Consider the following 17,856-nt stretch of genomic DNA (forward strand, 5'->3'; position numbering starts at 1 on the left):
ATATGGACAAGGCAAAATTTACCAGTCAGTCGCCAATTGTAGTAGGATTGGATATCGGTACTACAAAAATTTGTGTTATCGTTGGCCGTAGAACGCAGCACGGTAAGATAGAAATTTTAGGAATAGGCAAGGCAGAATCGGCGGGGGTAACGCGTGGGGTGGTTTCTAACATTCAAAAAACAGTACAGGGAATTACTCAGGCTGTTGAAGTGGCAAGCGGACAATCCAATGTAGAGATACAGGTGGTAAATGTGGGTATTGCTGGTCAGCACATTAAAAGCTTACAGCATAGAGGTATTTTAACAAGAAGAGAACTAAACAATGAAATCGGTAAAAAGGATATCGATAAGTTGATTGATGATATGTTTAAGCTGGTAATGCCTCCGGGTGAGGAGATCATTCATGTATTGCCGCAGGAATTTACCATTGATAACGAGCCGGGAATCAAAGATCCGATCGGTATGGCGGGAGTTCGTCTTGAAGCTAACTTCCATATTATTTCTGGTCAGGTTACGGCCGTAAAAAATATCATCAAATGTGTAAATAATGCAGGATTGCAAACCCAGGATTTAATTCTTGAGCCATTGGCTTCATCTGAATCGGTGTTGAGCGAGGAAGAAAAAGAAGCTGGTATTGCATTGGTTGATATTGGTGGTGGTACTACGGATATTGCTATTTTTCACGAAGGTATTATCCGCCACACCGCGGTTATCCCTTTTGGTGGTAACAGTGTTACCGAAGATATTAGAGAAGGTTGTTCTGTAATGCGTAATCAGGCTGAGTTGCTTAAAACGCGTTTTGGTTCGGCATTGGCTGAAGAGAATAAAGAGAACGAAATTATCTGCGTACCAGGTTTACGTGGCCGCGAACCAAAAGAAATTTCGGTTAAAAACCTGGCCTACGTTATCCAGGCACGTATGGAAGAAATTATAGAACACGTATACTACGAGATCAAGTCTTCAGGATATGAGAAAAAACTGATTGGTGGTATTGTGATTACCGGTGGTGGTGCTTTACTAAAACATTTATCTCAGGCTGTTGAATATGTAACGGGTTTAGATTGCCGTATCGGTTACCCGAACGAGCATTTATCTAAATATGAGGATATGCCTAAAGCCATTTACGATGATCTGAAAAGTCCGATGTATGCAACAAGTGTAGGTTTGCTGATCAAAGGAATTCAGAAAGCTGAAGAACTGATGGAAGAAATGAAACAGCCGGGTGTTTTTGTAGAAAAGCCAAAAACTGCCAAAGAAAAAGAAAAACGTGGACCAGGATTGTTTGATAAATTACTGGCGAAAACAAGGACTTTCATTCAGGATGATATGAATGTGAGCGATGAAGATTACCTGAAAAGCTAATTATTTTTCAACAAAAGAAGAGTTTTCCACATTCTTAACACTTGTGGAAAACGTCTGTTGAAAAAGTGTTAATATTACATGGAGTAATGAACAGAATTTAAAAATTTTTAAACAACTGATTCATAAAGATATGCAGTTCGAAATGTTAAAAGATAAATCTTCAATCATCAAGGTTATTGGTGTTGGAGGTGGTGGCGGCAACGCAGTGAACCATATGTACCTGTCTGGTATTACTGGTGTAGATTTTATTATTTGTAATACCGATGCCCAGGCGCTCGAATCCAGCCCTATACCTAATAAGGTGCAATTGGGTGCTAGCTTAACCGAAGGAATGGGAGCTGGTTCTATTCCTGAAGTTGGTAAAAATTCAGCTATAGAAAATATAGATGATATCAAAGCCATGTTAGGCAATACCACCAAAATGCTTTTCATTACAGCCGGAATGGGCGGTGGTACCGGAACAGGCGCTTCACCAATCATTGCGAAAGCAGCAAAAGAACTTGACATTTTAACTGTTGCCATCATTACTACACCATTTTCTTTCGAAGGAAAAAGACGTAGATTGCAAGCCGATGAGGGAATGGAAGAGTTGAAAAAATATGTAGATTCTTACCTGGTCATCTCTAACGACCGCTTGCGTGAAATATTTGGAAACTTAACCCTGGGTTCTGCCTTTGGCCAAGCCGATGATATTTTAACAACAGCTGCAAAAGGCATCGCAGAAATTATTACGGTTCCGGGATATATCAACGTGGATTTTAAAGATGTGCGTACCGTAATGAAAGATAGCGGTGTGGCCATCATGGGTAGTTTTGCCGCTGAGGGTGATGACCGTGCATTACAGGCTGTAGAAGGTGCTTTGGCTTCTCCATTGTTAAAAGATAATGAAATTGAAGGGGCCCGTTATATTTTATTGAACATCAGTTCTGGTTTGCGTGAGGTAACGATGGATGAGGTTTCGATCATTACCGATTATATTCAGGAAAAAGCCGGTTTATCAGCAGATTTAATTTGGGGTAACTGTACAGATGAATCTTTAGGTGATAAACTTTCTGTAACCATTATTGCAACAGGTTTCCAAACATCTGAAGAACGCGTAAAAGAAGAAAAAAATAAAAAGAAAATATCACTTTTAACACCAGAAGAAGCACCGCTTATTCGCCCTGTTGAGCCGGTAAACTCGTTCATCCAGCCTAAAGCAGCGCCATCTTATGAGCCTGTTTTAAAAACCAGGGAAGAAGTTTCGCAGGCAGATCTTTTTGGCGGTATGTTCAGCAAATCTGAGCCTCAAAAAGTTCAGGAGCCGGAAAATCATATTGTTCGCCATACTTTAATTGAAGAAGAGCCCCAGGTAGAAGAAGCGAAAGAGACCGGGTTTGAGTTCGAGGTTAAATTGGCTGAAACCAATTTTGTGTTTGAAACACCAGTAGCAAAAGCAGCTCCCATGCCACAGCCTGAACCGGAAATCGAAATGCCGGTTGTTGGCGTAGACGATGACAAGAATGATGAGTCAATGGAAGAGCAATTGAGAAAATCTAAAGAACGTATTTTACGTCTTAAAGATCTGAGCATGAAATTGCGTACAACAAATGGTTTACAGGAGCTTGAAAACGAACCAGCCTATAAACGCAAACAAATGCAATTACAGCAGGTTCAGCATTCTTCTGAATCACAGGTAAGCAGGTTTACATTAAGCAACGATCAGGATGGTGGTACAGAGATCAGACCAAATAATTCTTTTCTGCACGATAACGTTGATTAAAACCAACCAAATATAATTTAAAGCCCCGTTGTAACATCGGGGCTTTTTTGGCATACTATTGGAGCATAAAAACAGGTCTTAATTAGTGCCTAAAAGTTCGCTAAGTTGATTTTAAGACTAATAAAGCTTAAATTCGCAAAATTTATATTAAAAACAGGTAATACATTGGATATATTTGATAAAATCGCAAAGCACATGGGGCCACTTGGCCAACACCAGAAATGGTCTCATGGGTATTTCTCGTTTCCAAAATTAGAGGGAGAAATTGCACCTCACATGCAATTTAAAGGAAAAGAGCATTTGGTTTGGAGCTTAAATAATTATTTAGGCTTAGCCAATCACCCGGAAGTTCGAAAAGCAGATGAAGAAGCTGCAGCTCAATATGGTATGGCTTACCCTATGGGCGCCCGTATGATGAGTGGAAATTCTAAATTCCACGAGCAGTTGGAGCAGGAACTAGCCGCCTTTGTTGGTAAGCCAGATGCATTTTTATTAAATTATGGTTATCAGGGAATGGTATCAATTATTGATACCCTGGTTGATCGTAATGATGTAATTGTTTACGACGCTGAATCGCATGCCTGTATTATTGACGGTCTTCGTTTGCATATGGGTAAAAGATTTGTTTATAAGCACAATGATATTGACAGTGCACGTAAACAATTAGAGCGTGCTACCAAATTAACGAAAGAATCTGGCGGTGGTATTCTTTTAATTACTGAAGGTGTTTTCGGAATGAGCGGGGCTCAGGGTAAATTAAAAGAGATCGTTGACCTTAAAAATGATTTTGAATTCCGTATCCTGGTTGATGATGCACATGGTTTTGGTACCATGGGTAAAACTGGTGCAGGTACACATGAGGCACAAGATTGCATTGATGGCATAGATGTTTACTTTGGTACATTTGCTAAATCCATGGCAGGTATCGGTGCTTTTGTAGCTTCAACAGAAGAAATTACCAATTTCTTAAGGTACAATATGCGTTCGCAAACTTTTGCGAAAGCCTTACCTATGCCAATGGTAATTGGATTATTAAAACGTTTAGAGTTATTGAAAAGCAAACCAGAACTTAAAGATAAGTTATGGGAAATTGCTACGACTTTACAAAAAGGGCTTCGTGAACGTGGTTTTGATTTAGGAGTGACCAATTCTGTTGTGACACCGGTTTTCTTAAAGGGTGAATTATCTGATGCTACAGCGATTACCTTCGATTTACGTGAAAATTATAGTATATTCTGTTCAATCGTAGTGTACCCGGTTATTCCTAAAGGAATGATCGAGTTACGTTTAATTCCAACAGCTGTACATACACTGGAAGATGTTCAACGTACACTAGACGCTTTCAGCGAGGTTGCTGAAAAGTTAGAAAACGGTTATTATAAAGAGAATCTTTTCGCTACTGCTTAAAATCAATAGAAATTTTACAAAGCCCTTTAAACATGTTTTAAAGGGCTTTTTTTATGTGTTTTTTTGTAATTGTTTGTTTATCAGCTATTTGTTTGTTTTGTTGTCAAATTCGGTGTTTATAAACCTACCAATTGTGGAAAAAAACGATTTAGGGGGGCATCTTTTTATTCTTCTAAAATTTTTTTATTTCGTTAAACCCTTTAAATTAGATAATTAAATCTAAAACTTTAAAAAAACATAGGAGTAATCAAAAAATGAAAAAATTCGAAGAGGTAAAAAGTTTAGTGGCGGCTTTAGAAGCTGATGCAGACAAATTTTATAACAAGGGCAATAGCGCAGCAGGAACCCGTGTACGTAAGGGGATGCAGGATCTTAAAAACTTAGCTCAGGCCATCCGTTTAGAAGTTCAGGAAACCAAAAACAAAGCGTAATCGATTTTAAAATAGATATTATTCCAGGTGGCCTCTTTATGTGAAGAGGCCATTGTTTTTAATAGACAAAATGATCATCCCGATTCCCTTATCCTTACCATGAAAAAAATCATTCTACTAGTGTTGCTTGGTTGTACGCAATTGATGTATGCCCAGGAAAATTTAAATTTTGGCCGTCAGAAAGAAATTATATCACCGCAGATGAATACTGATGGTACCGTAACTTTTCGGCTTAAAGCACCAAATGCCAGGAAGGTAGAAATACAGGGGGATTTTTTGGTTTCGAACGGAAACATGCCGCCCACGCAGGAAATGAAATTAGGAACAGATAGTGTTTGGTCATATACATCGGTGGTTTTACCCTCAGAACTTTATAGCTACAGTTTTATTGTTGATGGTTTGAAGATCCGGGATCCAAACAATGTTTATCTGATCAGAGATGTATCATCTGTTGTCAATGTGTTCTTAGTGGGAAATGGCAAGGCAGATTTATATACGGTTAAAGATGTACCGCATGGAACAGTGGCAAAACGTTGGTATCAATCTGCTGGGCTCAAAACGAGTCGCCGACTTACTGTTTATACACCTCCGGGTTATGAGGCGTCAAAAGGACGTTATCCTGTTTTATACCTCTTACATGGCGTTGGGGGAGATGAAGAAGCCTGGATGCAACTCGGCAGAGCTTCTCAGATTTTAGATAACCTCATCGCTTCCGGTAAGGCCAGGCCGATGATTGTGGTAATGGCTAATGGCCACACCAGTAACACCGCTGCACCGGGAGAATCATCAAAAGGACTCTATAAACCAATTATGATGACGCCCGATGTTTTTAATGGTGATATGGAATCCTATTTTAAAGAAATTATCGATTTTACAGAGAAAAACTATCGTACTGGTAAAGAGCAGCATGATCGGGCCATTGCGGGTTTATCAATGGGAGGATTTCACTCCCTCTATATATCGGCCAATTATCCTAAAACTTTTGGTTATGTCGGTTTATTTTCTCCGGCGATATTGCCGCCGGCTAGTGCAGTAAATGCTATCTACAAAGATTTGGATCTGAAGCTTGAAGCGCAAAAGAAAAATGGCTACGACTTATATTGGATTGCGATAGGCAAAACGGATTTCTTATATAAAACTGTAAGTGAGTTCAGAAAGAAGCTCGATGGAATCGGCCTCAAATATGATTATAAAGAAAGTGAAGGTGGGCATACCTGGGTTAACTGGAGGGACTACTTATCAGAATTTATACCGATGTTGTTTAAATAATTCCTATCAAAGTAAAAAGGCCTTCAAATTTTAAATTTGAAAGCCTTTTTGCTCATCTGATTATGCGATTAAACCGTTTGATTTATTTTATCAAGTTCAGCATTAATTGCTTTTTCTAACATTGAAGAAGCTTTAACCAATGGTAACCTAACCGTATCGCCACAAACACCTAAATGTCTTAGTGCCGCTTTTATCCCAGCCGGATTACCTTCTGCAAAAGCCAAACGGGTGAATTCTATTAACGCTAAATGAGCAGGCAGGGCTGTTCTGTAGTCGCCGGCTAAACAAAGGTTTACCATATCAGAAAATTGCTTAGGTAAAGCGTTTCCGATCACTGAAATAATACCTGCAGCACCTAATGCGATCATCGGCAAAGTAACCGGATCATCTCCTGAAATTAAAAGAAAATCTGCAGGCTTGTCTCTCATAATCTGGTTAAATTGATCAAAACTTCCTGACGCTTCTTTAGTTGCAATAATGTTTTTAAAATCGTGAGCCAGTCTGCATGTGGTTTCCGGACTCATATTACTTCCCGTACGCCCTGGTACATTGTATAAGATTAAATCTAAAGGAGAAATTTCAGCCAAATGTTTATAGTGCTGATAAATGCCTTCCTGAGTAGGTTTGTTGTAATAAGGACTCACGGATAAAATAGCGCTATAACCCGCAGTATCAAATGATTTAATGTCTTCAGCAACAGCTAACGTATCATTTCCGCCAATACCAGCAACCAATGGTAACCTGTTATTGTTAATTTCAGCAGTATAGGCCCACACCTTCTTCTTCTCGTCCTTGGTCATTGTAGCGGTTTCGCCGGTTGTACCTAAAGAAACGAGGTAATCTATCCCTCCTTCTGTCAAATGATTAATCAGGTTTTTTAAGCCATTATAATCAACTGATCCATCTGTGTTGAAAGGCGTAACCAACGCTACACCAGTACCCTGAAATTTGTTCATTATATATTTAATTATTATTCTCCAATCACGAAGCCGCAAAGGAACGAAGTGTTTTTATTTTGGGTTATAAATAGCCATTTATTACCCGCTTAATTCCATCTTTTATGTTTGCCACCTTAAAATTGATTTACAATCTGATAATTTTAAATAGGTAATGGTTTGTGCCGGATGTATCTCATTTAAAGCTTACTGCTTTAATTTCTACCACAATTTTTTGCCCTGCTAAAATATCAATCCTATAATTACAGTTAGTTAATACCCCCGGTATATACGGGAAGTTTTAATTGCCGTAAAACCTGCATTCCTGCATTTTCCAATTCGTAAATCAAACCTTATGGTCAATTTTATTTTATCATTTCCAATAGCTCAGCGTCGCTGATGATGGGAATGTTTAGTTTGTTCGCTTTTTCCAATTTAGATGGACCCATGTTATCGCCTGCTACCAGGTAATTCAATTTCCCTGAAATGCCGCTCAGCATCTTTCCGCCATTGGCTTCAATCATATCTTTGAGCTCATCACGGCTAAAGTTTTCAAAAACGCCCGAAATTACGAATGTTTTTCCAATAAGTCTATCACTGGCCAGCGTAATTATCTTTTCTTCAATTTCAAACTGCAATCCTGCTGATTTTAATAATTCAACCTGCTTTAAGTGCGCTTCTTTTTCAAAATACTCAACAATGCTCTCTGCAATGCGTTGTCCGATCTCATCAATGGCAATTAATTCCTCTACCGAAGCCTTAATGAGGTTGTCGATATTTTTTACACCAGCAGCAGTTTTTCTTGCTACAGTTTCACCAACATAACGGATGCCCAAGCCAAAAAGCACCTTTTCGAAGGGCATTTCCTTCGATTTTTCGATACCCTTGAGCATGTTTTCGATTGAACGTTCTCCGAAACGGTCTAAGGTTTTAAGCTGATCTGATTTTTCATGTAGGGTATATAAATCACTAATGTGCCTTACGAGACCATGCCTGTAAAAAGTTTCGATCGTTTCGTCACCGAGTCCATCAATATTCATGGCTTTGCGCGAAATAAAGTGCTGGATTTTTCCAACAATCTGCGGCGGACAGCCTTCATCATTCGGACAATAGTGTACTGCTTCTCCTTCTTTTCTGATCAGTTCCGTTCCACATTCAGGGCATTTATCCAGGTAGTGTATTTTTGCTGCCCCATACAAACGTTTAGCTAAATTTACCTTGATGATTTTGGGGATAATTTCGCCACCTTTTTCAACATAAACGGTATCACCTTCGTGCAGATCCAAACGTTCTATCTCGTTAGCGTTATGCAAAGTAGCACGTTTAACGGTAGTTCCGGCCAGCAAAACGGGTTTCAGGTTGGCAACAGGTGTAACCGCTCCGGTTCTGCCCACCTGATAGGTTACTTTTTCCAGAACCGTCTCAACCTCTGCGGCTTTATACTTATATGAAATAGCCCAACGTGGAGATTTGGAAGTAAAACCCAATTCCTGTTGTTGTGCGTAACTGTTTACCTTAATTACAATGCCGTCAATATCATAACTCAGTTTAAAACGTTCGTTTTCCCAATGATGGATAAAGTCAAGCACTGCATCAATATCTGGGACCAGTTTATTGTGTTCGCAAACATGAAAGCCCCATTCTTTTACAGCATTTAAGCTATCCCAGTGAGTTTTAAATTCATTTTTATCGGTGTACAAGAAGTAGATAAAGCCATCTAAAGGCCGTTTGGCTACTTCCTTGCTATCCTGCATTTTAATCGTTCCAGAGGCAAAGTTCCGTGGATTGGCGTAAGGGATTTCACCAAGTTCTTCCCGGTAAGCATTTAAGCGTAAAAAAGCCGCTTTGTGCATAAAAATTTCCCCACGGATTTCGAAATGTTCAGGTGCCACCGCTGATTTGATTTGATGTGGAATAGTATGAATGGTTTTTACATTATTGGTTACGTCATCACCTTGAGTTCCGTCGCCACGGGTAACCGCACGTAAAAGTTTGCCATTTTCGTAAGTAAGGCTGATGGACAGGCCATCAAACTTTAATTCACATACATATTGGAAATTATCGCCAATGGCCTTGCGGATGCGCTCATCAAAATCGCGGAGATCTTGTTCGTTATAGGTATTCCCCAAAGACAACATGGGGTATTTGTGTTTTACCGTAACGAAATTTTTGGTGATATCGCCACCAACCCGCTGGGTGGGCGAATTCGGATCCGCCAAATCAGGATTTGCCTGTTCAAGCTCAGCGAGGTGCTTTAATTTTTTATCAAACTCATAATCGCCGATGGTAGGCATAGCCAGCACATAGTAGTTATAATTATGCTGGTTTAATTCGGCCACCAGGGCATCCATTTCTTCTTTTATTGCAGTTAGCGACATAAGGCAAATATAGAAAAAGGAGTTGCGTGATTAATATTTTAGTTGTAAAAGCTGTAAGTCTACTTTCTTGCTAAAAAGCCCCATGCGCTCAACAAATGGAATAACGAAGCTATTATTTAACCAGCTAATTGATTCTGTATTGGCATAGTAAGAACTTTTGATATCATCTTTTGGGATTAGATTGATCTTGTTGATTGTACCCGATCCTAAATCCATTTCAGCATAAATGGTAGCAACAGAACCTCCATCTGATTGATTGGCCAGGATGCGAAGCGTATTTTGTGTTTGGTCGAATGCCACATCCGAGCCTTCTCCCATACTACGGCTTAAGTAGGTGCGCGGTAGAAATTGGTGATAAAGCGGTTTCATCTGTGCGTCATATGCATTCATCAATACTGATCCTTCGGATGTAAAGGAGCCATGGCTGCTTGAAACACTGTATTTTGGAGAAATAGTTACCAGAAGTGTATTGTTGTATTCTGAAATATGTCTGATGTTTAAATACTTAATATCGGAAAAATCAAGGTTGTCGAATTTCTTATTGGCTGGTACAAAAGATTTTTGTAGTTCCTTAATATGTGCCTTATCAAATACTTCCTTAGTTGAGGTAAAGCTTCCATTATTAAAATCGATTCTAGCAATTAAAGTAGCTCGTTCCTTATTGGTATTTTTATAAAATATTCCAATATAACTGATTAATGGCTTTTTACTACTTGCAAAGGTAATTGACGAAACATCATCCTGGTTAATAGCATCAACAGGAATACTCACAGTTTTGAGTGGGCTGGGGTTGCTGCTCAGGTAAATAGCCACATTACATTTACCTTTTGAAGCATCTACCGTACTGATGATAAAGCTCCCGTCATCACCGCAAGATGCTTTCCAGGTATCTCCATCTGGCATATCCGGTTCCATTTTTTGTATTTGTTCCAGCCTATCATTAAAATCTATTACCGTATAACTTTGAGATTCGTTAAAGTCTTTGTCCATTTTCAATGCGGTGAAGAAGCCTACAACAGGTAATCCGATGTGAACCTTGCGTTTTAAGCTAGTTAATCTCGTCGCCATCTTAAAATAAGCGCCGTCTTCAGAAAAAAAGAATTCAGGCATTTCTACAAAATCCTTACTTCCATCATAAATGATCTTTTCTGAGATCATTTTCCCCGTTTTTTCCTCTAAAAGATAGGCTTTGAACTGATTGGAAAAACTTTTGAAATAACTGCGATCTGCTGCAGCAATAACCATAATATTATTTTTAAACTTTCCGATGGCCATTGGAAAACCTGATAGTTCTGTTATCCATTTTTGAGTTAATTTATCATCAACGGTAACTACAGCGAAGTCAGCTTTGGGAACATCAACAATCATGGCAACGGAATTACCCGATAAGTCCACTTTCGAGCCATACCTACTATCATAAGATGCTCTGACATTCCATGTTGGTTTTTTAATAACGTTAATCTGCTGTTGGGTAAAGGCGTTGAACTGCACAAAGATGAGCAGTAAGGAGAACATTAGTTTATTTTTCATTTAAATTATTTGGTTTTTTCCAAATATATCAAAATAATCAAATCAGTTTTTTCTCAATCTCCTCAAAAATCTCCATAAAATCTTTTTGTAAAACCGCTTTGAAAATGCCCAGTTCTAAAGTGAGCAGATTTAACTGCCTTTCACTTAATGTTTCTGGCCAAACACGCATACAGATTCTGTTTAGGGCATAACTGATATTCTCAAGTTTTTGATAACTCAACAGGTATTTACTGCTGATGAATTTTGTTAAAAAACCAAAAAATATTTCCGGATTTTTTAGTTTACAGTGTTCCAGAAAATCGCTTAATGAATCTTTTTTTACCTTTTCAAGCTTATCATAAAAATGGTTTACCTGGATGAGGTTCTGTTCAACCAGTAAATGGTCTAGCAATAACTCCAGGCCTATATGGGCAAGAAAAGATGGGCGCACTGCTGTGTCTTCTACAATCGGCTTAATGAGTTGCTTAAGTGCGGTGGTTTTCTCCAGGAAAAAGGCAGAAGAATGAAAGAGCAGGTCGACCGCTAAATGCCTTTTCCAGCCCATAAGCAGGCTTTCTTCGTCAGGATTGCCTTTAAACAGGAATTCATTTTTCTGTGGATATAAATTTGCTTCTTTTGAAGCATTTTTAATCAGATCAGGTAAAACCGTTCCCATTACCACATAGGCATCATCACTTGTCCGGTCGAAATAATAATGGGATAAAAAGTTCATTTCGCAAGGTAATGTTTTCCGGCAGGCTTGTAAAGAGCAGATAGTAAAATGTTGGTCAGGATACGGTGCTGCAAAAAATCAGTTGCGATAACTCGTTTACAAAACCAACTAATTTGCTTTAAACTAAGCTAAAATTTTATCTTTGCACGCACATTATTAAAGTGTTTGTACAATGACGAATTTTGTTGAAGAGTTAAGATGGCGTGGCATGCTGCATGATATTATGCCGAATACGGAGGAAAAGTTAAACGAAGGTATGACTTCTGGTTATATCGGTTTCGATCCTACTGCAGATTCGTTGCATGTTGGCCACTTAACACAGATCATGACACTGATTCATTTTCAAAATGCCGGGCACAAGCCATTTGCTTTGGTTGGTGGTGCTACCGGTATGGTGGGCGATCCATCCGGTAAATCTGATGAACGTAATCTTCAAACACCTGAGATGATTGAGCATAACCTGAAAGGGATGAAAAAGCAATTGGCTAAATTCTTAAAATTTGAAGAAGGCGGAAATGGTGCCGTAATGGTTAACAATGCTGATTGGTTTAAGGATATGAACCTTTTTACTTTTATCAGGGATGTAGGTAAACACATTACCGTAAATTACATGATGGCGAAAGATAGCGTAAAAAGACGTTTGGAAGGCGATTCAGGCCTGTCTTTTACCGAATTTTGTTACCAATTGATTCAAGGGTACGATTTCTATCACTTGTGGAAAAACGAAAACTGTCTGGTGCAAATGGGCGGATCTGATCAGTGGGGAAACATTGTTACCGGTACAGAGCTGATCAGAAGAAAAGATGGCGGAACTGCTTATGCCATTACTACACAATTAATTAAAAAAGCTGATGGAACTAAGTTTGGTAAAACCGAAAGCGGTGCCGTTTGGCTTGATCCGGAGAAAACTTCTCCATATAAATTCTACCAGTTTTGGTTAAATGCATCAGATGATGATGTGAAAAAATGGATCCGGATTTTTACGCTGAAAAATAAGGAAGAAATAGAAGCCTTGGAAAAGGAACATGATGCTGCACCACATTTGCGTATCCTTCAAAAAGCTTTGGCTGAGGATATTACTGTTAAAACCCACTCGGTAGAAGCTTTGGAAGCCGCTATTAAAACATCTGAGTTTTTATTTGGTAATGGTTCGTTAGAATTCTTAAAAACATTAACTGAAAATCAGGTATTGGAAATGTTTGAGGGCATTCCGCAGTTTAATATATCCAAATCTGATTTAGCTGAAGGAATTGATGCAGCCACTTTACTTGCAGAAAAAACCAAGGTATTCCCTTCCAAAGGCGAAACCAAGAAACTGATCCAGGGCGGAGGTGTTTCTGTAAATAAAGAAAAAGTAGCGGATGTAATGCAGGTGTTTAGTACTGAACATTTGATCAACGATCAATTTATTGTGGTACAAAAAGGCAGAAGAAACTACTTCCTTTTAATCGCAGACTAATATTTGCAAGCCCAATGAAAATCCTCATTTCATTGGGCTTGAATTTAAATTGAAAAGACGACTCGCCCCAGAGCGCTTCTGTTAAGCCATTTTGCTCTTGAATTAATAACAACGACTAAGACGTTTTTGATTATTAATTGAATACCATCAATCTCAGTATGCCGTTGCTATTTGTAATACAAACCGGGGGGCGGTTAGATCGCTAATTAAATACGTGAAATTTATTTAAACATTTAAAGCATACATAACGTTTAACGGGCAACCATGGCATCAGTGTCTTAAATATAAAACTCCTGGGTATTCTGTAGGTTTCGGGATTCTTACATTTTTTACAGGGAGGGCAGTTTAAAGCATCAGATAATTCTTTAGGCGATGTCATAATACGAATAGTTGTTTGGGAGCTCAAATTTACCAAATAAAAAGCATTTTGTATTATAAAACTGATAATTTTATTCTTTTAAGGAATATTTATGCGTGTTGAAAGAGTACATTCTCAAACGGGTTCGTAAAACCATTACCTGTCTGGTAATCTTTAATTTCACTGTCATTTAACAAACAGGTACTTAATGATTTTTTCAATTCTTCATTATCCATTTCCTGCCCGATAAAAACCAGTTCGTTTTTACGGTCTCCAAAATCTTTATCCCATTCAGCATCAATTTCTATTTTGTTTTCCAGGTAGTCCACGTATTGCTCACGCTCACGCTGTTGCATACTTGCCCACCAAACCCCAGCCAGATCGATGCGTAAAGAGCCACCTGCTTGCGAGAAATTAATAGCTTGGTTTGGCATGGCCGCTAAATAGAAAATTCCCTTTGAACGGATAATATTCTGTGGAAATTCCTTGTTAAGATAATGCCATAACCTTTCAGGGTGAAAAGGTTTTTTAGAATGGAATACAGTCGAACTTATCCCGTATTCTTCAGTTTCCGGTTGATGGATTTCTTCCAGTTCTTTTTTCCATCCAGCTCCATCTGATGCCGATTCAAAATCAAATAAACCAGTATTTAAAATTAAAGCCGGGTTTATTTCTCCAAAAAGGGTGTGGTATATTTTAGCCGTTGGGTTAAGTTTTGCAATTAATGCCTTTAATACTTTAAGGTCGGTGTCGCTTACCAGATCGGTTTTATTTAATAAAATTACATTGGCAAACTCAATCTGGTCGGTAAGCAGGTTTACAATAGTACGTTTGTCTGCCAAGTCATCCACCATCTTCCGGTCGGTAAGTTTGTCTGCCGAACCAAAATCCCGATAAAAGTTAAAAGCGTCCACAACCGTTACCATCGTATCTAACCGGCTAAATCTGCTGAGGTCTATACCTGAAGCTTCATCAATAAATGAAAACGTTTGCGCTACCGGGATGGGTTCGGATATTCCGGTGCTTTCAATCAGCAGGTAATCGAACCGGTTTTCTTTTGCCAATCTTTCTACTTCAATCATCAGGTCTTCGCGCAGGGTGCAGCAGATACAGCCATTGCTCATTTCTACCAGTTTCTCATCCATCTTAGACAAGGTGTGCTGATTTTTAACCAAAGCGGCGTCAACGTTTACCTCACTCATATCATTTACGATAACGGCTACCTTTAAATCCTGCTTGTTTCTCAATATGGCGTTAAGAAGCGTTGTCTTTCCGCTACCTAAAAAACCGCTTAATACGGTTACGGGTAATTTCTTTATCATTTTAATGCAATTATGTTGCAAATATAATATGTATTATTTCAAATGCAACTAAATTGCTTTTATATTTGGCCATAAATTTTTATGGAATGAAACAAAGGAGCTACAAAATCAACCTTGACCGTATCGGCATTACAGCCTCAACATTGTGTGCCATACATTGTGCTGCATTGCCGTTTTTAATTACCGTTTTACCTTTATGGGGCATGGGTTTTTTAGCTAATGAAGCCGTGGAGATTACTATGATTGCATTTTCACTGATCATTGGTATTTGGAGTTTAAGTGCTGCATATCGCAAACAGCATTGCCGCATAACACCAATTCTGGTATTGATTACCGGCTTTGCCTGTATCGCTTTTGGGCATTTTTCGGGTATTGAATTGTTAGAACCCGTCTTAATCCCTATTGGTGGCCTTACCGTCGCCGCTGCCCATTACATTAATTTACGAATGCTTAAATCCTATCCATTGGGGCATCGATAATCAATTATACCAATGAAATATAAAATCTTCTTTATCACCGCATTATTCTTTATTTCAGTGTTAAGCCCTGCTTGTAAACACGGCAAAAACGATGGGATAGCACTTTACAGGCGTTATGCAATAAAAAATCTGGTTATTAAAAAAGTGCAAAAAGTAGTTCGTCATGATTAGGATCAGTTCATTAGTGCATGTTTATGATCAAGGGAGGAGTTTGAAGTTTCCGGATTGGGAAATCGGCGATATGGAGCAATGGCTGTTATTAGGTGCATCAGGCAGTGGCAAGAGTACACTTCTTAATATTATTGCCGGTCTTTTAAAGCCGGGACAAGGTGAAGTTTTAATTAACGGGACCGATTTGTATGCTTTGTCTGCACGTGAGCGCGATAGTTTCCGGGGGAAGCATATTGGCATTGTTTTTCAAAAACCACATCTTATCCGTTCTTTAGACGTACTCGATAACCTGGAGCTTGCTGCGGTGATGGCCGGTTTGCCGGTAGATCATGAACGAAACCTTTCGCTTTTAGCTGATCTGGGTATTAGCGAGCTGGCGAAAAATTATCCTGATCAATTAAGTCAGGGCCAGCTGCAAAGGGTTTCGGTAGCACGTGCATTGGTAAATAAACCCGATCTCCTGATCGCTGATGAGCCAACTTCCAGTTTAGATGACGAAAACGCCAGTCAGGTAATCAGGATGTTGGCTATCCGCGCTAAAGACAATGGTGCGGCACTGCTTATCGCTACCCACGATGCAAGGGTTCGGGATCACTTTACTAAAACCTATCTACTCTAATGAATATCTTTAAAATCAGCGGCAAAAATCTAACCAGGAATAAGTTAACCACCATTCTGAATATTATTTTAGTGGCTTTTGGTGTGGGCATTCTTTCTGTTCTTTTTCTCGCTTCTACACAGATAAACAACAAACTGGAAAAAAATGCAAAGGATATTGATCTGGTTGTGGGCGCAAAAGGAAGTCCGTTGCAATTAATATTAAGCAGTATTTACCATATTGATAACCCAACCGGAAATATTTCAGCCAAAGATGCCTACAAATTGATGCACAACCCCATGGTAAAAAGGGCTGTTCCATTGGCATTAGGCGATAATTATAAGGGTTACCGCATTGTAGGTACCGATACCACTTTCAGCCACCTTTATGGTTTAGCTGTTCAGCAGGGAAATTTCTGGCAAAAAGATTTGGAGGTAACCATAGGCAGTGCAGTGGCTTCTGAATCGAAACTGAAAGTTGGCGATTCGTTTTTCGGAGCGCACGGATTAACGAGCAACGGCGATATCCATAAGCAGCACGCATACCTGGTTAAGGGAATCTTGAAACCACAGGGTAACATAACTGATAACCTGATTCTTACCAATATTGGCAGTGTGTACAAAATGCATGAAGAGAAGCATGACGAAAACCATAGCCATACAACAACAGAAGAGACCAGAGAAATTAGCGATAAACAGATTACAGCATTGTTGATCCAGTATAAATCACCAATGTCAGTAATTGTTTTCCCTCGGATGGTTAACCAGAGTACCAATATGCAGGCAGCCTCTCCGGCAATGGAAAGTTCAAGGCTATTTTCGCTTATCGGGGTTGGAATTGATACCTTAAAATGGTTTGCCATTTTTATTATGGGAGTTGCGGCGCTGAGCATTTTTATCAGCCTTTATAATGCGATGAAAGAACGGAAATACGACCTGGCCATTATGCGTTGTTTAGGTGCATCAAAATTTAAAGTATTTTTTCTGGTCCTGTTTGAAGGAATTGTGGTAACGTTTATCGGTACCTGTTTGGGACTGTTCATCGGGCATGTTGCCCTGGAGGTGATTGGGGCCTGTCAGGGAGCTTCTCAGGCCAGATTAACAGGATTTACTGCTTTCCCTCAAGAAATATACCTGATCTGGACCGGTCTTTTTATCGGCGCTTTGGCTTCGCTTATTCCTGCCATGCAGATTTACAAAGTTGATATAGCGGAAACATTAACGAAAGACCGTTAAATGATGAAGACATTGATTTTTTTAGTTTTCTTATGTTTAGGTTACCAGAAATTGGCTGCGCAGGTTAAGGTACATACCGACATGCGCACGCCAACCTGGAATTTAATCGGGCTGAGGTACGATGCCGAAATTGCGCCCCGTAAATGGGGGAGTGTTTTTCCGCCAGCATTGAAAGCACTAAACAATAAGATAATTGAATTGCCCGGTTACATCATCCCAACAAAGGTCGGATCGAAATTCAGCGAGTTCATGCTGTCCATAGTGCCTATTGCTTCCTGTCCATATTGTGGTTCAGGTGATATTCCGTCAATGGTGCAGGTAAAAATGCTAAATGCAATACCCATTACCGAAAAACCCATTAAACTTAAGGGAATCTTCGTCATTAACGATTCAGGCGATGACAGGAGTGAATTTTTTCTCTTAAACGCAAAACAGTTATAAACCCGATT

At 39.2% G+C, this 17,856-nt stretch carries 15 protein-coding genes; 10 read left to right on the top strand and 5 right to left on the bottom strand.

Annotation, left to right across the window (positions count from 1 at the left end; all coding sequences use genetic code 11):
• Positions 1-2: 2 nt before the first annotated feature.
• From ftsA to BM107_RS09145, 5 genes are all read left to right on the top strand, one after another.
• Entirely contained in the window at positions 3-1,361 is a 1,359-nt protein-coding gene (gene ftsA / locus BM107_RS09125) for a cell division protein FtsA (protein WP_090982496.1), read from the top strand.
• 130 nt (positions 1,362-1,491) lie between these two features.
• A complete protein-coding gene (gene ftsZ / locus BM107_RS09130) occupies positions 1,492-3,123 on the top strand; it encodes a cell division protein FtsZ (protein WP_090982497.1) in 1,632 nt (543 codons plus the stop codon).
• A gap of 165 nt (positions 3,124-3,288) precedes the next feature.
• Complete coding sequence (locus tag BM107_RS09135; protein ID WP_090982867.1) at positions 3,289-4,530, top strand: aminotransferase class I/II-fold pyridoxal phosphate-dependent enzyme; 1,242 nt, start codon at positions 3,289-3,291, stop codon at positions 4,528-4,530.
• A 254-nt stretch (positions 4,531-4,784) separates the two neighbouring features.
• Positions 4,785-4,961, top strand: coding sequence for a histone H1 (locus BM107_RS09140; RefSeq protein ID WP_090982499.1), 177 nt, complete (start codon positions 4,785-4,787; stop codon positions 4,959-4,961).
• Between the two features lie 99 nt (positions 4,962-5,060).
• On the top strand, positions 5,061-6,230 hold the full coding sequence (locus BM107_RS09145; RefSeq protein ID WP_090982870.1) for an esterase: 1,170 nt from the start codon (positions 5,061-5,063) through the stop codon (positions 6,228-6,230).
• A 68-nt stretch (positions 6,231-6,298) separates the two neighbouring features.
• On the opposite strand, the gene dapA is transcribed toward BM107_RS09145, so the two are convergent.
• The 4 genes from dapA to BM107_RS09165 form a co-directional block, all read right to left on the bottom strand.
• A complete protein-coding gene (gene dapA / locus BM107_RS09150) occupies positions 6,299-7,186 on the bottom strand; it encodes a 4-hydroxy-tetrahydrodipicolinate synthase (protein WP_090982501.1) in 888 nt (295 codons plus the stop codon).
• 344 nt (positions 7,187-7,530) lie between these two features.
• Complete coding sequence (ligA, locus tag BM107_RS09155; protein ID WP_090982503.1) at positions 7,531-9,543, bottom strand: NAD-dependent DNA ligase LigA; 2,013 nt, start codon at positions 9,541-9,543, stop codon at positions 7,531-7,533.
• Positions 9,544-9,573: 30 nt separating this feature from the next.
• Positions 9,574-11,073 carry a hypothetical protein gene (locus BM107_RS09160; RefSeq protein WP_090982505.1) on the bottom strand — a complete coding sequence of 500 codons (1,500 nt, stop codon included), beginning with the start codon at positions 11,071-11,073 and terminating at the stop codon, positions 9,574-9,576.
• Between the two features lie 37 nt (positions 11,074-11,110).
• Positions 11,111-11,785, bottom strand: coding sequence for an ACP phosphodiesterase (locus tag BM107_RS09165; protein WP_090982507.1), 675 nt, complete (start codon positions 11,783-11,785; stop codon positions 11,111-11,113).
• 172 nt (positions 11,786-11,957) lie between these two features.
• Here BM107_RS09165 and tyrS point away from each other — a divergent pair, with 172 nt between their 5' ends.
• On the top strand, positions 11,958-13,244 hold the full coding sequence (gene tyrS, locus BM107_RS09170) for a tyrosine--tRNA ligase (protein ID WP_090982509.1): 1,287 nt from the start codon (positions 11,958-11,960) through the stop codon (positions 13,242-13,244).
• A 468-nt stretch (positions 13,245-13,712) separates the two neighbouring features.
• On the opposite strand, the gene BM107_RS09175 is transcribed toward tyrS, so the two are convergent.
• Complete coding sequence (locus BM107_RS09175; RefSeq protein WP_090982511.1) at positions 13,713-14,924, bottom strand: GTP-binding protein; 1,212 nt, start codon at positions 14,922-14,924, stop codon at positions 13,713-13,715.
• A gap of 86 nt (positions 14,925-15,010) precedes the next feature.
• Between BM107_RS09175 and BM107_RS09180 the strand changes: the two genes are divergently transcribed.
• The 4 genes from BM107_RS09180 to BM107_RS09195 all read left to right on the top strand — a co-directional run bounded on the left by BM107_RS09180 (position 15,011) and on the right by BM107_RS09195 (position 17,848).
• Positions 15,011-15,403 (top strand): MerC domain-containing protein, encoded by a 393-nt coding sequence (locus tag BM107_RS09180; protein WP_090982513.1) that lies wholly within the window; start codon positions 15,011-15,013, stop codon positions 15,401-15,403.
• 163 nt (positions 15,404-15,566) lie between these two features.
• Entirely contained in the window at positions 15,567-16,193 is a 627-nt protein-coding gene (locus BM107_RS09185) for an ABC transporter ATP-binding protein (RefSeq protein WP_090982515.1), read from the top strand.
• Entirely contained in the window at positions 16,193-17,407 is a 1,215-nt protein-coding gene (locus BM107_RS09190; RefSeq protein WP_090982517.1) for an ABC transporter permease, read from the top strand. Before BM107_RS09185 ends, BM107_RS09190 begins: the two co-directional genes overlap by 1 nt.
• Entirely contained in the window at positions 17,408-17,848 is a 441-nt protein-coding gene (locus BM107_RS09195; protein WP_090982519.1) for a hypothetical protein, read from the top strand. It begins immediately after the preceding gene.
• Positions 17,849-17,856: the final 8 nt, after the last annotated feature.

It is taken from the genome of Pedobacter suwonensis (assembly GCF_900111825.1).
Lineage (GTDB): Bacteria > Bacteroidota > Bacteroidia > Sphingobacteriales > Sphingobacteriaceae > Pedobacter > Pedobacter suwonensis.